16 protein-coding genes are annotated in these 16,512 nt (G+C 70.7%); 8 read left to right on the top strand and 8 right to left on the bottom strand.

Annotation, left to right across the window (positions count from 1 at the left end; translation table 11 throughout):
• Positions 1-222: 222 nt before the first annotated feature.
• Positions 223-969 (top strand): HU family DNA-binding protein, encoded by a 747-nt coding sequence (locus IZR01_RS52200; protein WP_267254784.1) that lies wholly within the window; start codon positions 223-225, stop codon positions 967-969.
• Positions 970-1,115: 146 nt separating this feature from the next.
• Entirely contained in the window at positions 1,116-2,387 is a 1,272-nt protein-coding gene (locus IZR01_RS09030) for a nucleotide disphospho-sugar-binding domain-containing protein (protein ID WP_194923581.1), read from the top strand.
• Positions 2,388-2,611: 224 nt separating this feature from the next.
• On the opposite strand, the gene IZR01_RS09025 is transcribed toward IZR01_RS09030, so the two are convergent.
• Both IZR01_RS09025 and IZR01_RS09020 read right to left on the bottom strand, forming a co-directional pair.
• A complete protein-coding gene (locus IZR01_RS09025) occupies positions 2,612-3,484 on the bottom strand; it encodes an alpha/beta fold hydrolase (RefSeq protein ID WP_194923580.1) in 873 nt (290 codons plus the stop codon).
• Between the two features lie 10 nt (positions 3,485-3,494).
• Positions 3,495-4,313 carry an NAD-dependent epimerase/dehydratase family protein gene (locus tag IZR01_RS09020; RefSeq protein WP_194923579.1) on the bottom strand — a complete coding sequence of 273 codons (819 nt, stop codon included), beginning with the start codon at positions 4,311-4,313 and terminating at the stop codon, positions 3,495-3,497.
• A gap of 282 nt (positions 4,314-4,595) precedes the next feature.
• On the opposite strand from IZR01_RS09020, the gene IZR01_RS09015 reads away from it, so the two are divergent.
• The 3 genes from IZR01_RS09015 (at position 4,596) to IZR01_RS09005 (ending at position 6,253) form a co-directional block, all read left to right on the top strand.
• The gene (locus tag IZR01_RS09015; RefSeq protein ID WP_194923578.1) at positions 4,596-5,453 is read left to right on the top strand and encodes a MerR family transcriptional regulator; all 858 of its coding nucleotides are present in this window, start codon (positions 4,596-4,598) and stop codon (positions 5,451-5,453) included.
• Positions 5,450-5,806 carry a VOC family protein gene (locus IZR01_RS09010; protein ID WP_194894216.1) on the top strand — a complete coding sequence of 119 codons (357 nt, stop codon included), beginning with the start codon at positions 5,450-5,452 and terminating at the stop codon, positions 5,804-5,806. Before IZR01_RS09015 ends, IZR01_RS09010 begins: the two co-directional genes overlap by 4 nt.
• Before the next feature lie 75 nt (positions 5,807-5,881).
• Positions 5,882-6,253 (top strand): VOC family protein, encoded by a 372-nt coding sequence (locus tag IZR01_RS09005; RefSeq protein WP_194923577.1) that lies wholly within the window; start codon positions 5,882-5,884, stop codon positions 6,251-6,253.
• A 74-nt stretch (positions 6,254-6,327) separates the two neighbouring features.
• Here IZR01_RS09005 and IZR01_RS09000 read toward each other — a convergent pair whose 3' ends face one another.
• From IZR01_RS09000 to IZR01_RS08990, 3 genes are read right to left on the bottom strand one after another with little or no spacing between them, the layout of a single operon-like run.
• Complete coding sequence (locus IZR01_RS09000) at positions 6,328-7,158, bottom strand: ABC transporter ATP-binding protein (protein ID WP_194923576.1); 831 nt, start codon at positions 7,156-7,158, stop codon at positions 6,328-6,330.
• 6 nt (positions 7,159-7,164) lie between these two features.
• Positions 7,165-8,556, bottom strand: coding sequence for an FtsX-like permease family protein (locus IZR01_RS08995; RefSeq protein ID WP_194923575.1), 1,392 nt, complete (start codon positions 8,554-8,556; stop codon positions 7,165-7,167).
• Positions 8,557-8,579: 23 nt separating this feature from the next.
• A complete protein-coding gene (locus IZR01_RS08990) occupies positions 8,580-9,890 on the bottom strand; it encodes an ABC transporter permease (protein WP_194923574.1) in 1,311 nt (436 codons plus the stop codon).
• A gap of 146 nt (positions 9,891-10,036) precedes the next feature.
• Here IZR01_RS08990 and IZR01_RS08985 point away from each other — a divergent pair, with 146 nt between their 5' ends.
• Together IZR01_RS08985 and IZR01_RS08980 are read left to right on the top strand one after the other, a co-directional pair.
• Positions 10,037-10,699, top strand: a complete 663-nt coding sequence (locus IZR01_RS08985) for a response regulator transcription factor (RefSeq protein ID WP_194894211.1) — start codon at positions 10,037-10,039, stop codon at positions 10,697-10,699.
• Entirely contained in the window at positions 10,690-11,955 is a 1,266-nt protein-coding gene (locus tag IZR01_RS08980) for a sensor histidine kinase (protein WP_323746957.1), read from the top strand. The genes IZR01_RS08985 and IZR01_RS08980 overlap by 10 nt, the downstream gene beginning before the upstream one ends.
• Before the next feature lie 90 nt (positions 11,956-12,045).
• Here the strand turns inward: IZR01_RS08980 and IZR01_RS08975 are convergent, their stop codons facing one another.
• From IZR01_RS08975 to IZR01_RS08965, 3 genes are all read right to left on the bottom strand, one after another.
• Positions 12,046-13,047: a GlxA family transcriptional regulator gene (locus IZR01_RS08975; protein ID WP_194923573.1), complete on the bottom strand. Its 1,002-nt coding sequence runs from the start codon at positions 13,045-13,047 to the stop codon at positions 12,046-12,048.
• Between the two features lie 69 nt (positions 13,048-13,116).
• Positions 13,117-14,403, bottom strand: a complete 1,287-nt coding sequence (locus tag IZR01_RS08970) for an MFS transporter (protein ID WP_194894209.1) — start codon at positions 14,401-14,403, stop codon at positions 13,117-13,119.
• 129 nt (positions 14,404-14,532) lie between these two features.
• Positions 14,533-15,429 (bottom strand): SDR family oxidoreductase, encoded by an 897-nt coding sequence (locus IZR01_RS08965; protein WP_194923572.1) that lies wholly within the window; start codon positions 15,427-15,429, stop codon positions 14,533-14,535.
• 127 nt (positions 15,430-15,556) lie between these two features.
• Here IZR01_RS08965 and IZR01_RS08960 point away from each other — a divergent pair, with 127 nt between their 5' ends.
• Positions 15,557-16,033, top strand: coding sequence for a MarR family winged helix-turn-helix transcriptional regulator (locus IZR01_RS08960; protein WP_194923571.1), 477 nt, complete (start codon positions 15,557-15,559; stop codon positions 16,031-16,033).
• Positions 16,034-16,512 lie beyond the last annotated feature (479 nt).

Raw genomic sequence — 16,512 nt, 5'->3', positions numbered from 1 at the left:
CTATTCGCCCTGTGACTCCACATCACGCTCCCCTTCCGTTCGCCCATCGCCCTGGTCAGCCCTCGTTCTCACGGCTGCACAGGTCTCAAGCTAGGGAGGTCGGAGCCGGGGGTCGTCCCGCCACGGAGGTCGTACTTCGGTATGAGCGAGCACCTTCTGGCCACTTTCGGGTGCTACGGTGCCGAATCACAGATGGAATTCAAGGAAATGGGAGGGGAAGCCATGGTTAACAAGGCGGACCTGGCTGCCGAAGTGGCGGAGCGCCTCAGCGGCGCCGACCCCGATGCCCGGCAGTACGTCGATGCGGTGTTCGACGTCATCATGCAGCACGTCGCGGCCGGGGAGCGAGTACAGATCATCGGCTTCGGCACCTTCGACCGCGCCGAGCGCGCCGCCCGCGCCGGCCGCAATCCGCAGACCGGCGCGGCGATCCAGGTCCCGGCCGGAGTCTCGCCGCGCTTCCACGCGGGGCAGACGTTTCGGACCCAGGTGACGGACGGCTCCTCGGCGGCGGCCGCGGCTCCGGCTGCCGCGGCTGAGACTGAGGCTGAGGCCAAGCAGGATGCTGCGAAGCCCGCCAAGGCGAAGAAGGCCAAGGCCGCGGACAAGAAGCCGATTAAGGCGGTCGCGGAGAAGCCGGCGAAAGCGGCAGCCGACAAGGCGGACAAGGCAGCCGCCGACAAGCCGGTGAAGGCGGTCGCGGAGAAGCCGGCCAAGACAGCGGCCGACAAGCCTGCGAAGACGACGGCCAAGACGGAGAAGAAGGCCGCGAAGGCCGCAGCCGAGAAGCCAGCGAAGGTGGTGGCTGAGAAACCAGCGAAGGTGGTGGCGGAGAAGCCGGCCAAGTCCGAGAAGAAGGCCGCGAAGGCCACGGACAAGAAAGCCGCCAAGCCGGCCGACGGCAAGCCGCTCAAGTCGCTGAAGACGGTGAAAGCGGTGAAGAAGCCCGCCAAGGCCGGCAAGAAGTAAAGCTCAACGCCACGTCATCGGGCCCCTCGCCGAAAGCTACGCTCTAGCAGCCCGCTGACCAGAGACTGATTCTGGTCCGCGGGGTTAGGGCCGGCCGGTGGTCACAACGTCCCGGCGGCCGGTAGCTCCAGGCCGAAGGGAATCCCATGCCGAAAATCATCGTCGCGGCGCCGCCGGTATCCGGCGAGCTGGCCCCGTTGTTGGAACTCGCCCGTCGGCTCGCCGGCCGCGGACACCAGATCACCGTGCTCACCGGTAGCCGCTTCCGTACCGAGGTCGAGGAGAGCGGCCTGGGCTTCGAGCCGCTGACCGGGGCCGCGGACTTCGACGACCGGTTGTACGGCGACCTCCCGGAGCGCGCGGACCTCGCCCCCGGCCCCGAACAGCTCAACTTCGACTGGATTCACGCCTTCGCCGACCCGATGCCGGATCAGCACGCGCGGCTTCAGGAACTGCTCGAACGGGACCCCGACCAGTACCTGATATCCAACGCCCTGTTCCTCGGAGCGCTGCCGCCCGCGCTGGGCGCGCCGGGGCGCAAGCCGCTGCGCTGGGTCGCGGTCTCGGCGGTGCCGCTGGCGCTGAGCAGCCAGGACACCACCTTCTTCGGGCCGGTGCCGGTCGGACCCGGGCAGGACCCGAAGGCGGCCAACCGCGCCGCGAACGCGGAGTTCGCCGCCGCCATGCGGCCGGTCCAGGACCGTATCAATGAACTGCTGCACACCCTCGGTGCGCAGCAGACCTTCCCGGCGTTCGTCGACGGGATCATCACGGTGCCGGACCGGACCGCCGCGCTGACCGTGCCCGGATTCGAGTTCGACCGCGGCGACGCGCCGGATTCAGTACACCTGGTCGGGACCCTGACGCCGCAGCACGCCGCGGACTGGCGGCCGCCGAGCTGGTGGTCGGACCTGGACGGCTCGCGGCCCGTCGTCGTGGTCACCCAGGGCACGATGGCCAACCGGGACCTGTCCCAGCTGATCGAGCCCGCGCTGGCGGCTCTGGCCGACCTGGACGTCACCGTGGTGGCCGCGCTGGGCCGCGAGCTGGAGGCGCTGTCGGTCCCGCTGCCGGCCAACGCCCGCGCCGCCGAGTACATCCCGTTCGCGGCGCTGCTGCCGAAGGCCGACCTGCTCATCACGAACGGCGGCGCCGGCGGCATCCACCAGGCGCTGTCGGCCGGCGTCCCGGTCATCGCCGCGGGCCTGACCGAGGACAAGCCCGCGAACGCCGCCCGCATCGCCCACCACGGCCTCGGCGCCGGCCTACAAACCGCCACGCCCACCGCGGAGGTGCTGGCCGAGACCGCCGAGAAAGTGTTGAAGGACACTGAGATACACGACAACGTCCAGCGCCTGAAGCGGGTGTACGAAGGGCTCGACACCGTGGCCGAGATCGAACGGCTGACCATCGGCTGACGCCGGGTCGGCCGGCGCGGGACCGGTGCGGGCCGACGCCGGGTCGGCCGATGCCGCGACTGGCGCGCCGGATCGGTGATCAGTGACGCGGGCCCTCGCCTTCGCCGGGTGAGGGCTCATGGCTGTTGGACCTCGGCGCCTCGGCTCGTGGATCTCGGCGCTGCCCTCAGCCCACCCTCGCCGGGTGAGGGCTCGTGGCTCGCTCGTGGACCTCAGCGCCGCCGTCAGCCCAGCTTCGCCGCGAGGTCCGCCACGATGTCGCCGAACCGCTCCACCATCAGCGACAGATGCCCCTCGCCCGGCTGGAGATGCACCGTCGCGCCGGACACGTTGCCCGCCAGCCAGCGGCCGTGGGCGAACGGGACCATCCGGTCCTGGTCGCCCTGCCAGATCGAGACCGGCGTCTTGACGTCGTCCAGGTCGAAGCCCCAGTCGCCGATGAAGGCCAGGTCGTCGTCGCGCCAGCCGTCGATGTCGACGGACAGCGCCTTGCGGAACATCGTCGCGCCGTACTCGGCGAACGAACCGTTCAGGGCCCGGCGGTCGGCCTCGGCGATCAAGTCGCCCAACGCCGCCGCGACCTGTTCGGCCTGCACCTGCGCGTAGATCTCCGCCTGCGGACTCAGGTAGGCGGTCAGCTGTTCCACCCCGGCCGCGACCGCGCCGAACTCCTCGACGTTCTCCGCGCCCATGCCGTCCAGCCAGTCCAGACCTTCGGCGCCGTACGGGGCGACGCCGGCGATGGTCGCGGCGGCGGCGCACCGGCCCGCCAGCAACGCGGCGCAGGCCAACGCGTGCGGGCCGCCGCCGGACCAGCCGGCGGTCACGAACCGCTCGGCGCCCAGCTCGGCCAGCAGGGCACTGACATCGGCGGCCGCCGAGGCGATGGTCCGGCCCGGCTGCGGCGACGACTCGCCGTATCCGGGCCGGCTGTAGACCACCGTGCGCAGGCCGTGGCGCGTGGCGGCCTCGATCATCGGATCGAACAGGACCGCGGCGCACGGCGTGCCGTGGTGGAAGACGAGCGGCGTTCCGTCCGCGGGCCCGGCCGCCAGGTATTCCAGAACCCGGCCGTCTGAAAGGCGAAGACTGGTCATGATGAGGAAACTACCCCGGAACAGCGGTCGTGAAGTCCCCGCCGAGATAGCGCACCTCGGGATCGTCAGGATCTCCCTGCTGGCCGAGGAACCGTTGGGCGAACACAGATGAATCGTCTTGAGGTTCGTACCCGAGCCGGCGCCCGGGTTCCAGATCGGCCCAGGCAGTCGGGTTCGCCGAGACACCGTAGACGATCTCGTAGCCGAGGTCCGGCACCCCGGCCAGCGCGTGGAACAGGCGGACGGCGTCGGCGGGGCTGAACCAGGTGTCCAGCATCCGCCGGGTACGGGGTTCGGGCAGGCAGGCGCCGATCCGTACGCACGCCACCGCAAGGCCGTGCCGGTCGTGGAAGTAGGAACCGAGCGCTTCCCCGAGCACCTTCGACACCCCATAGAGCGTGTCCGGCCGGGTCCGTTCGTCGATTCCGAGGCGACGGTTGGCGAAAGCCGATCGTTCGTAGTACCCGACGACGTGGTTGGTGCTGGCATACAGCACGCGCGGCACCCCGGCCCGCACCGCCGCCTCGAAGACGTGTCGGGTGCCGTCGATGTTGGCGTGCAGGATCGCGGCGAAATGGTCCTCCATCGGGATCCCGGCCAGATGGATCACGACCTCGACGTCGGCCATCGCCGCCAGGACTGTCGAGGGGTCCGTGATGTCGCCGACGACCCATTCGGCGTCGCCGGGATCGTCCGGGATCCGCAGATCCAGACAGCGGATGGTCCAGCCGAGCCCGGCCAGGCCGGTGCGCAGGAATGTCCCCACTCCCCCGGCGCCGCCGGTGATCAGAATCCGCCGCCCGGCGGGCCCGCCCGAGTCCTCAGTCATCACCGGAGCCTTTCTGATCGCGATCGCCTCAACTCAGTTTTCCCCGCTCCCCGGAGGGTCGCGCGCTAGGCCTGCGTCGACACGCCGATCGCCGCAGGCCGGCGCCCGGATCGTCCGACGTTCTGGGACGTGGCCGAAAGAGCGCGGACCCTCCGTGTTGACCCTCCCCTAACAGGAGCATCGAAAGTCGAGTCATCGGCGAACGAAGCCTGAAAGGAGAATCCGTGTGAGTACGAGGAATAACCCGGTCGGCCCGGATGCGGGAGGCCGATGATGGCCGCGATGCTGAGTATCGGGGAGTTCTCCCGGCTCACCCACGTCAGTGTCAAGGCACTGCGTCACTACCACGATGTGGACCTGCTGCCCCCGGCCCGGATCGACCCGGACAGCGGATACCGCTTCTACGCCACGGCCCAGGCCCCCACGGCCCAGCTCATCCGGCGCTTCCGCGATCTGGGGATGCCGCTGGACCAGGTCAAGGCGGTGCTGGCGGCGACCGATCCGGCGGCTCGCGATGAGCTCATCGCCGACCACCTGCGCAGCATGGAACGGCAACTGGAGCAGACGCAGACCGCGGTGGCCTCGCTGCGCCGGCTGCTGGAGGGCGGTGGGCCGCCGGCGTTGGACATCGCCTTCCACAACCCGACGGCCACCACGGCCCTGACGGCCACGGCCCGGCTGGCTTGGAGCGATGTGTTCCAGTGGCTGCCCGACACGTTGACCGACCTGCGTCGGCGGCTCGGTGCCGATGCCGGGCTGCGCGGTGGTCCGGACGGCGCGTTCTACAGCGCCGAGCTCTTCGAATCACACATCGGCGAGGTCACCGCCTTCATCCCGCTCACCGCGGACGCCGGTCTGACCGGCCCCGCCGGCCGCTCCGGCACTACCGGCGCCACCGGCGAAACGCTGCCGGAGGGCCCGATGGCGGTGGCGGTGCACAACGGCCCGCTGCGCGAGCTCGACCGCACCTACGCCGCGTTGGGCAGCTTCGTCGCCGAGCAGAGCCTGGGATCGCGCACCCGCACGGCGATCCGGGAGAACTACCTGGTCGGCATGTTCGACACCAAAGACGAGCACAGCCTGGTCACCGAAGTGTGCTGGCCGGTGCTCTCCACCCGAGGAGAAAAGGAATCATCATGACGAACCGACTGCACGCCCTCACCTTCGACTGCTCCGACGCCGCCGAGCTCGGCCGGTTCTGGGCCGGCGCGCTCGGCCGGGAGCTGGATCCGGGCGCGAGCAAGCAGTTCGCGTCCATCGGCCTGCACGAGGCCGCCCCGACCGCGCCGGGCTGGTGCTTCGCCCAGGTCCCCGAGGACAAGGCGGGCAAGAACCGGATGCACCCGGACCTGCTCACCGAGGACCTGGAGGTCGAGGTCGAGCGACTGATCGGCCTCGGCGCGCGCCACCACGCGGACGTCGAGCTGGGCACCATGCGCTGGACCACCCTGCAGGATCCGGAAGGCAACGAATTCGACGTGATCGCGGCGTGACGGCGCGCTGGCGTGACGGCGCGCGAGCACGGCTATCGCGGATCCATTTACCGACCCTTCGTAAGGAAACCGATCGTGACTGACGTCAATCTCTTCTTCGCATCCGTGAACATCGGCTGCGCGGATCCCGGAGCCCAGGCGCACTTCTGGGGCAAGGTCCTGGGCCGCGAGGTCACCGCCGGCCTTACCGGCGGCACCATGACGGTCGGCACCACCGACCCCGGAGGCCGCCCCCAGATGGTCTTCCACCCGGCCCCGGAGGCCGAGCGGATCGTCGGCGGATTCGTCCCCACCCTGCTCACCGAGCAGCACGACGAGGAGACCGAGCGGCTGACCGGCCTGAACGCCAAGGTGCTCGACCAGCTCACCCTGGGGCCGATCCGCCTGAGCGTGTTCGCCGACCCGGAGGGCAACCGGTTCCAGCTGGCGACCTTCGTGGGCGAGTAGGCGCCGGATCACCGGTAGCGAAGCCCTGACTCAGTCTGCTGAGTCAGGGCTTCACCCCTGCGGTCAGGCGTCGCTCAGCGAGTCTTCGCCTGCTGCGAAAGTTTGCCCTTGCGCAGGACGAGGATCCGGTCGGACTGCGCGGCGAGCTGCTGGGAGTGCGTGACGACCACCACGCACTTGCCTTGTTCGTGCGCGAGCTCGCGGAAGGTGTCGATGATGCCCTGGGCCGTGTCCTCGTCGAGGTTCCCGGTGGGTTCGTCGGCGAAGAGGATGTCGACGTCGCAAGCCAGCGCCCGGGCGATGGCCACGCGCTGTTGCTGGCCACCGGACAATCGCAGGACGTTGCGTGTCGCCGTCGCCTTGTCCAGCCCGATCCGTTCCAGCAACTCCAGGGCGCGGGCCCGGCGGCTGCCGGAGGCGGGTTTCACGCCGGTGATCTCCATGGCCGCGGTGACGTTTTGCAGCGCCGTCATATAGGTGAGCAGGTTGTACGACTGGAAGACCGTGGCGGCGTGCCGGTTGCGGTAGCGGCCCAGTCCCAGTTCCCTGAGATCGCGGCCCTCGAAGCTGATGGTGCCCTTGGTCGGGGTGTCCAGACCGCTGGCCAGGCTGAGCAGCGTCGTCTTGCCGCTGCCGGACGGGCCCAGGATCGTGTAGAACGTGCCGCGCTCGAAGGAGTGGCTGATGCCGCTCAGGACCGCGCTTTTGCGGCGCTGGCCCGAGTAGGTGTGGCTGACGCCCGTGAGGCGCAGGAGGGGCGTCGCGGTGCCGTCGGCTGCGGTGCTGCCTGAGCCACGGCTGTCGTCCGCTGCGGTGGGACCGGAGCCGCGACCGTCATCGGAAGTCGCGTCGGTAGCCGCGTCCGCAGTGGCGTTCGTAGTGGCGTCGGTTGTCGCGTCGTCCATAACGCTTCACTTGCCCTTCGTGAGAATCGTGCGGGGACTGAGGCGCAGCAGCGCGGTCGCCGGGATCGCGGTGGCGAGCAGGCCGATGCCCAGCCCGACGCCGCCGACCGCGAGCAGGTTCGCCGGGTCCAGAGCCACGGTGATCTTGTCGACCGGGTCGGCGTTCGGGACCGGCTGGTCGTTGGGGTCGATGCCCTGGCCCAGGCCGGTGCTGCCGGGCGGCGGCGGCTTCCACGCGGCGATCTTCTGCTTCGCCGCGGTGGCGTCCCGTCCGAGCAGCCACTGGCCGGCGCTCTGGGTCAGGCCCGGGGCGATCAGTGAACTGAGACCGACGGCCAGGATCGCGACCGCGGCGATCTCCAGGATCTGCTGGCCGATCAGCTTGCTCTTCTTCTCCCCCATCGCCAGCAGCACGCCGTACTCCTTGCGGCGCTGCTTGACCGCGAGGTTGGCCAGCAGCGCCAGCACGGCCGCGCCGGCCAGGCCCATCAGCCACATGGCCAGGGTGGCCGTGCCGCGGATGCTGCCCAGCGGGCCGGTCATCTGCTGGATGGCCTTCGTGTTGACGTCCAGCGAGAAGGGGTCCAGCGCGGAACCGGCGACCTGCTTGGCCCCGGCCTTGAACGCGTTCTGCGCGTCGGCGTCCCGCAGGATGAAGGTCGCGTTGCTCACCGAGAGCGGCCCGTCGCTCTCGGAGCCGAGCGCGGTCAGGCCGCCGAGCGTCGTGTAGAGCATGTTGGCCGGGCTGATCTCGTAGTCGGGGTCGGAGTCGCTGGTCGCGCGCGAGTCACGGAAGATCCCGCTCACGGTGAACACGGCCGTGGTCTTCTCGTCGTTGCCGATCAGCGTGAGCTTGTCGCCGACCCGCAGGTGGTTCTTCTCGGCCAGCCGTTCCTCGATCAGGACCTCGTGCTTGTCGTGGTCGGCGGGCCCGATCGGGGCGCCGGAGACCAGGGTGAGCTGACCGCTGCGGAAGTTCGGCAGCCCGGAGCTGTCCCGGACGGCCAGGTCCATGGTGCTGTTGTCGTTCGCCCCGCCCGGGCTCGGGGGTCCGCCGGCGACCAGGGTCGCGCCACCGCTGAGGAACGCGCGGTCGAACGTCGTGTAGGTGTAGCTCTGCACCTGGGGCAGCGCGCCGATCTTGTCGACGGTCGCGGCGGCGATCGAGGGGGCCTGAAAGCCGCCGCCGGAGCCGGCGCCGATCTTGCTGAGGTCCTGGTTGAGGTCGACCTCGGCTCCCACGGACCGTTTCACGCTCTGCTCGGCCCGGGCCGTCCCGTGGTCGATCAGCACACCGGCCAGCACCATCACCGAGATGGCGAGGAAGGTGGCCAGCGTGATCAGAGTCCGGCTCTTGCGGGCCCACAGGCTGAGCGCGGCCCGTTTGACGAAGTTCATAGGACGTCGGTTCTCCCGGTTCGTTATTCGGTGTCGGTGAGGATGGAGCGGGGGTGCAGGCGGAGGATCCCGATGCCCGGCAGGACCGTGGAGACCAGGCAGATGCCGAGCCCGATGGCGGCGACTTCAGCGACGGCGGCCGGTTCGAGCCGGATCGCGGAGGAGCTGACCGCGGAGTGCGGGCCGAGCAGCGCGTGCCCCGCGGACGGCCCGGCCAGCGCCCCGACCAGCGTGGCCAGCGCGACGGCGGGCAGCGCCACGGCGGTCATCTCCACGACGTGCTGGCCGATCAGCTTCCACTTCTTCTCGCCCATCGACAGCAGCACCCCGAGTTCGGTGCGCCGCTCGCGGATCTGCAACACGACGATGAGCCCGAGGACCAACGCCCCGGCCCCGGCGATCACCCAGACGATCAGCCCGGCGAAGGCGCCGACCCGCTGGATCGGCAGGACCTGGTCCCGATAGGCCTTGTCGTTGACCGTCACGCTGAAGGTGCCCGCGCCGAGCAGCCGGTCGGCGTCGGCGGTCAGCTGCTCGGCCTGGTCCGGTGAGCCGACCCGGTAGACGGCCTCGGTCACGCTCACCGGTCCGGTGCTCAGGGCGCGTGCGGTGGCCAGCGGCACGTAGAGCGCGTTGCCGGGCAGTTCGTGCGGCGGCGTCCACATCGGCGGATCCGGTGTGGGGTCCTGGAAGACGCCGACGACGGTGACCGGAACCGTGTGCTTGCCGTCGGTGGACCGGGCTTGGACGACGCTGCCGACCGTGAGGTGGTTCTTGTCCGCCAGCCGATGTTCGACCATTGCGACGTCGCGGCCAGCGTCCTCGGGAAGGATGCCCCGGCCCTGGACGATCTTCGTCGATCCGTAGGAGAAAGGCAGCAGCAGCCCCGAATCCCGGACGCCGTTCACTTCCAACGGGCCCAGATCAGGACTTGCCCCCGGCCCTGCCCCTGAACCTGTCCCCGGACCTGAATCCGGGCTTCGATTCCCGGCGCCTGCACCGGAGCCTGCGCCGGCGCCGGGCTTCGGCAGCGGGGAGACCAACGGCGTGAGATCGCGTGCTCCGGCCTGTATCGCGACCTCCGGGTTGTACCTGTGCACGACGTCGGCGGCGCCCAGCCGATCGGCCAGCTCCGGGGTGAAGCCCGCCGGCTTCCCGACCGTCACGTCAACTCCGATGTCGCTTTGGGCGGCGGCCTCCTGGCGCGCCGCCGCGCTGCGTAACAGGAATCCGCCGAGCAGCAGCGTGCAGATGACGGCGAAGATCGCCAGCAGGGCGACGGTCCGGGAGGCTCTGACGACCAGGCTCAGGCCGGCGCGCTTGACGAAGTTCATGGGCCCTGATGGAAGCAGCGCGCCGCGCTCGGCTGGATAAACCCGTTACAGCGGCATAAGGACCGCCACTGCCAACACCCCGACCAGCCGAAACGCGCGTAGCGATTCTTATCCGGCTGTAATCATGATCATGGTTTGATAAAGCCATGAGAGTCCTGGTGGCCGAGGACCACCGCGTGCTGGCGCGCACCGTCGCCACCGGGCTGCGCCGTGAGGCGATGGCCGTGGATCTGGCGTTCACCGGCGCCGAGGCCGAGCGGATGTGCCTGCTGACCGCCTACGACGTGCTGATCCTGGACCGCGACCTGCCGGTGCTCAGCGGCGACGAAGTGTGCCGGCGGCTGCGCGAGCTGACCGACCCGCCGCAGATCCTGATGCTGACCGCGGCCGGCGCGCTCGCCGACCGGGTCTACGGTCTGACCACGCTCGGCGCCGATGACTATCTGCCCAAGCCCTTCGATTTCGGCGAGTTGGTCGCTCGGGTGCGGGCGTTGAGCCGGCGCGCGCATCGGCCGCCGGCCACGGTGCTGCGCTCCGGGAGCATCGCCTTGGACGAGACGCGGCACGAGGCGTCGGTGGACGGCCGCCGGCTGGAGCTGACGCCGAAGGAGTTCGCCGTCCTGCGCCTGCTGCTGGCCGCCCGCGGGGGCGCCGTCCAGCACGACGAACTCGTCCGCAGTGTTTGGGACGAATACCAGGACCGGCGCACCGGCGCGGTCCGCGCCACGGTCAGCCGGCTGCGGGGCAAGCTCGGCGATCCGGGTGTGATCGTCGCCGACCGACAGGGCGGCTACCGGCTGTGCGACTGAGTCCCCTCGGCACGCGCCTCGATCCTCGAACCCTGACTGGCCGCCTGCCCTTCCGGGCCCGTCTGGCCACCTCCTTCGCCGGGCTCTTCCTGGTGGTCGGCGCCGCGCTGCTGGCCTTCGTGGTGGTGCTCGCCCGGCACGGCACGGTGCAGCACGTCCAGGGGATGGATGTCAGGTTGGTCAACGCGCCGGACTTCGATCCGTCGCAGTTCTCTGCCACCGCTCCCTCCGGGACCGCCGCGGCCGACGGATCGCCCCGCCTAGCGGGCACGGCGCCGGCCCAGGGCATGGCGACGGCCGCGCACATAGCGCTGGTCCAGAAGATCGACCAGACGGTGCGGGCGGTCCAGGACACCGCCCTGCGCGAGATGGTGCTCTGGTCCGCGATCGGTCTCGTGGTGCTGGCGTTGGTCGCCGGGGTGCTGGGCTGGCGACTGGCCGGACGGGCGCTGCGCCCGGTCGCCGCGATCACCGGGGCGGCGCGCCAGATCAGCGAGGAGAGCCTGCACCAGCGGCTGTCCCTGACCGGCCCCGACGACGAGTTGCACCGCCTCGCCGACACCTTCGACACCATGCTCGACCGGCTGGAGAAGTCCTTCGAGAGCCAGCGCCGGTTCGTCGCGAACGCCTCCCACGAGTTGAAGACGCCACTGGCCGTCCAGCGCACCTGTCTCCAGGTCGGGTTCGCCGATCCGCTACCCGACGGGCTCGCCGAGGTGCGCGAGGACATGCTCGCCGCCAACCACGAGGCCGAGCAGCTCATCAATGCCCTGTTGCTGCTGGCGCGCAGCGATCGGGGGGTGGAGGCCACCGAGCCGGTGGAGCTCGGCGGCGTGGCCCGGCTGGCGGCCGCCGATCTGGCGCCGTTGGCGGCGACGAACGAGGTGGGCGTGGAGGTTTTCAAGGCGGCCGGGCCGATGGTCGTGCACGGCGACCCGATCCTGTTACGGCACCTGCTGACGAACCTCACGAGGAACGCGGTCCAATACAACCGGCGCGGGGGCTTTGTGGACGTCCGCCTCGACGCCGCCGCCGCGACGCTGACCGTCAGCAACACCGGCCCGCACGTATCGCCGGAGAAGGTCCTCGACCTGTTCGAACCGTTCCGCCGCCACGGTCCGGACCGCACCGCGCAGAGCGGGCACGGCCTGGGCCTGTCGATCGCCCGCTCGATCGCCGAGGCCCACGGCGCGGAGCTGACCGCGCACCCGCGGGCCGAGGGCGGGCTCGTGCTCACGTTGTGCTTCAGACCGTGAGCGGTTCAACGGCTTCGGTGGCTCCGGCAGTTCTGGCGGTTCTGGCGGTTCTGGCGGTTCCGGCGGTTCCGGCGGTTCCGGCGGTTTGCGTCAGCCGGCAGCCGCCGTGCTGAACGGCACGGCGGTCGCAAACCGCTGCCGATAGCCGTGCGGGCTCACGTGGAGGTGCCTGCTGAACGACCGGCGCAGCGTCTCGACCGTGCCGAACCCGCACTGCCGGGCGATCTCCTCGATCCGCTCCTGGCTGCTCTCCAGCAGCATCCGGGCCCGCTCCAACCGGACCGCCTCAACGTAGGCGGCCGGCGTGGAGCCGGTCTCGGTCGCGAAGACGCGGGCGAAGTTGCGCGGGCTCATCAGCGCCCGGTCGGCCAGGGCGGTCACGGACAGGTCGTGGTCCAGGTGGTCCGCGATCCAGTCCTGTAGTTCCCTGATACTCGGCCGGGAGGCGGCCTGCCCGGCGAGCCCGCGGCTGAACTGGGTCTGGCCGCCGGGGCGCCGGATGAACAGGACGAGTTGCCGGGCGACCTGGAGCGCGACCTGCGGTCCCAGGTCCTCCTCGACCAACGCCAGCGCCAGGTCGATACCCGCGGAGACCCCGGCCGAGGTGTAGACGTCGCCGTCGCGCACATAGATCGGATCGGGCAGCACGGTGACGGCGGGGTACTCGCGGGCCAGATCGGCGCACGCGGCCCAGTGGGTCGTCGCCTTCCGGCCGTCGAGAATGCCCGCGCGGGCCAACAGGAACGCGCCGGTGCACACGGACGCGGTGCGCCGCGCGCGCCGGCTGGCCCGGCGCAGCCAGGCGATCAGCTCCTCGTCCACCGCGTCCCGCCGCTCGCCGATGGCGCCGGCGACGATCAGCGTGTCGATCCGGCCGCGGAACCGGTCGACGGTCGCGTGCGGCACGATCCGCAGACCGCTGGACGTGGTCACGACCGGGGCCGGCGCGACCACCTCGATCTCGTAGCCGGTCCGGCCGCGCCCGGCGAACTCGAAGACGTCCGACGGGCCGGTGACGTCCAGCGCCTGGACGCCGTCGAAGGCCACGATGACCACGCGATGGGGCGATGGGGCGCGCACGTTGCTGCTCATTCCTCCATGATGAAGCGGCAGGCCGCTGGCTGCAATCGCCTGCAGGAGACGATTACTGCCGATCAGCGATTACTGCCGACTGGCGATCACAGCCGAGGCGGGCCGAGTCCGCCACGCCTCGCCGGCGACGACGAGCGCCAGCGCCGCGATCGCCGCCCCGAAGATCTCGAAGGTCCGGTTCAGGCCCAGCGGGGTGCTCAGGAGTCCGGCGGCGATCGCGGGCAGCGAGAGCGCGCCGTAGGCGACGATGTAGAACGCTGACATCACCGCGGCCCGGTGCTCGGGCGGCACGGCCGCGGACAGCGAACGCAGTCCGCCGAGGAACGCCGCGCCGAACCCGAACCCGGCGATCACGCTGGCGACGACGAACAACGCACCGGAGCCGGTTGCCACAGCGACGACGAGCAACCCCATGCCCGCGGCCAGGGCGAGCGAGCCGTAGCTGGCGCCGGCCCACGGCGCGCCGCGTCCGAAGACCAGTTGGGACAGCGCGGCGGCGGCCGGCAGGCTGGAGACGACGAGCCCTGACAACACTACCGAGTTGCTGTGCAGCAGATTCGCGCTCAGCTCGGGGCCGAGGGACAGGTACAGGCCGTTGAGCGACCAGGACGAGAGCACCGCGAGCGAGGCCAGCAGGAACGCCCGCCGGCCCGACGGCGGCACGCTCGGGCGTTGCGGCGTGAGCCGGATCCCGGCGCCGGGGCGCGGCGTCACCGGGTCCTGGAGGCGCAGCGTGGCGATCGTGGCGATGAGGAGCAGGACCGCGAGCAGCACATAGGGCAGCACCCGGGGCGCCGGCAGGTACTGCACGAGGACCGAGGAGGCGAAGATGCCGAGCCCGATCCCGCCGGCCGACGCCACGCCGTTGGCCAGCCCGACCGAGATCGGATCGCGGCGGGGATGCAGGTCCAGCAGCGACGCGCTGGCCGCGCTCAGGGCCAGCCCGGTCGCCAGGCCCTGCAACCCGCGCGCGACGTACAGCCACGCGACCGACTGGGCCGGCATGTACAGGATCGTGGAGACCAGGATCCCGCACAGCGCGACGAGCAACACCGGGCGGCGGCCGATCTCGTCCGACACCCGTCCGGCCAGCAGCAGTGCCACGAGCACCCCGAAGGCGTAGGTCGCGTAGACGATGGTCAGCACCACGGCGGAGAAGCCCCACAGCTTGCTGTAGGTGTCGTAGAGCGGCGAGGGGATCCCGGAGGCGAACATCGCCAGCCCGACGATCCCGGCCGCCAGCAGATAGGCCGAGCGCGGGGCGAGCGGTCGGCGGATGAGGCTGGAACGACTGAAGCTGGAACGACGGTCGAGGTCCGGGCCGGGGTCGGCCTCGGCCGTCTCGATGGTAGTCATGGTTCTATGGTCGGGCCGGGTGCCGTTGGCAGCAATGACACACGGGGGACGATATCTGCCAACCTGCCGTGGCGGGCCGACCCGAGCCACGTCGCGTCGCACCAAGTCGCGTCGCCACGCGCCGTCGCCTCAAGCCACGTCGAACTCCGCCGCCCGCAGATCAGTCAGCAGATCCGGGCCGCCGGGCACCCAGTCCAGTCGCTGCCGGGTGGAAGCGCCGGAAGCCGGCAGATCCAGCTGGGCAAGCTCCGCCAACCACCCGAAGTACTCCGGCGCCTGCTCGGCGGTGATCGACTCGACCGGCAGGTCCAGTCCCGCCCCGATCGCCTCAGCGATCTCGCGCAGCGCCACGCCTTCCTCGGCCACGGCGTGGTAGCGAGCGCCCGCCTCGCCGCGTTCCAGCGCCAGCCGGTACAGCCGGGCCGCGTCGGTGACGTGGACGGCAGGCACCCGGTTCCGGCCCTCGCCGACGTAGGCGACGCGGCCTTGTTCCTTCGCGACCTGGATGTGCCACCTGATGCGGCCTTGCCGGCGGGTGTCGTGCGCCTGCGGCAGCCGCATCACGATGACGTTCGCGCCCGCGGCGATCAGCGCCTCGGCCGCTTCCTCGGACGCGGCGCGGGGGACCACCGCCGAGGTGGCGTGCGGATCGGTCTCGCCCACCGGGCCGCCGGCCGCGGACCGGACCAGGCCGGTGCCGGAGGTGACGATCAGCGGCCGGTCGGTACCGGCCAGCGCCGCGCCGAGCGCCGCGATGACCTTCCGGTCGTTCTCGCTGTGCAGCTTCTGGTCGGCGGCACTGTGGTCGAAGGCGGTGTGGATGACGGCGTCCGCCGCCCCGGCCGCTTCGCGCAGCCCGTCCAGGTCGTTCACGTCGCCCCGCACGACCTTCGCCCCGGCCCGGATCAGCGCCTCGGCACCGCCCTCCGAGCGGCTGAGCCCGGCCACCTCATGACCACCGCTGATCAGCTCCGCGACGATGAACGATCCGACGAACCCGGTGGCGCCGGTCACGAATACCTTCATGGTGAGTTCCTTACCTTCCGCCGAACCACTGAGCTCAGGCTATCACAAGTGCTTGTGTACACAAGGCTTACAGGTACACAGCCACTTGTTTTCACAGCCAGTAGTGATCGCCGCGTATCATGCAGGCATGGACACGACAGCGACCGGAGCCGCATCCGGGCCGGGGGCCGACGCCGGGAAGGGAGCCGCGCTCTCGGGGCTGCTCCGGGGCCGCCTGCGCGAGGTCAGCACGCTCATCGAGCAACGCGGCGAGGCCGCCCTGTCCGGCACCTCCCTGTCCCTGCCGCTGAACCACATGCTCGACGCGGTCGTGGCCGAGCCCGGGGTGACCGTCACCGAGATCGCGCAGCGGCTGGGCAAGAGCCAGCAGGCGATGAGCCAGGCCGCCGCGCGCCTGACCGCGCTCGGGTTCATCGAGCGCCACGTCGGCACCGGCCGCACGGTCGGCCTGCACGCCACCGCAGCGGGCCGGACCGCCTCCGCCGACGGCGTCCGCCGCGAACTCGCGGCCGAGGAGCGGACCCGGCAGGCGCTGGGCGCCGAGCGGTTCGACGAACTGATGGCGCTGCTCGCCCGCGCTCGGGAAGCATTGATCGAGGGCTGACGCTTTTACCGCACTGTGGCCGCCGACGATGCGTGAGCTGCTATGGCGCTGCTCGCGCCTGCTCGCGAAGCATTGATCGAGGGCTGACGCTATTGGCGCCCTGTAGCCGCCGACGATGCGTGAGCTGCTGAGGCTTCGCAACGCGCGCCTATACCTCGCGGGCCAGGCCCTGTCCGTGTTCGGCGACAACGCGCTGTAGATCGCGGCGGCGCCAGCGCATCGCACCGCACGTCCCGAATCAGCCCTCGCGCGTCCCGAATCAGTCCTCGCGCATCCCGCCGCGGACTGTGCAATCGCTATGCGCCGATTGTGAACCGACATCTCAATACTGCCCTCCGTGACAGCCGTCGCATCCTGACCCCGAGGAACAAGAGGGTTGAGAATGTCTGAACTTTCACGGAGCGGCCGCGACTTCAGCCGGCGCTCGCTTCTCAAGGCCGGCACCGGGCTGACGGTGGGGGCGGGGCTCGGGCTCGGGG

This window comes from Catenulispora pinisilvae (assembly GCF_015356865.1).
GTDB classification, from domain to species: Bacteria; Actinomycetota; Actinomycetes; order Streptomycetales; family Catenulisporaceae; genus Catenulispora; species Catenulispora pinisilvae.
This window is presented reverse-complemented; position numbering and strand designations above follow the sequence as displayed.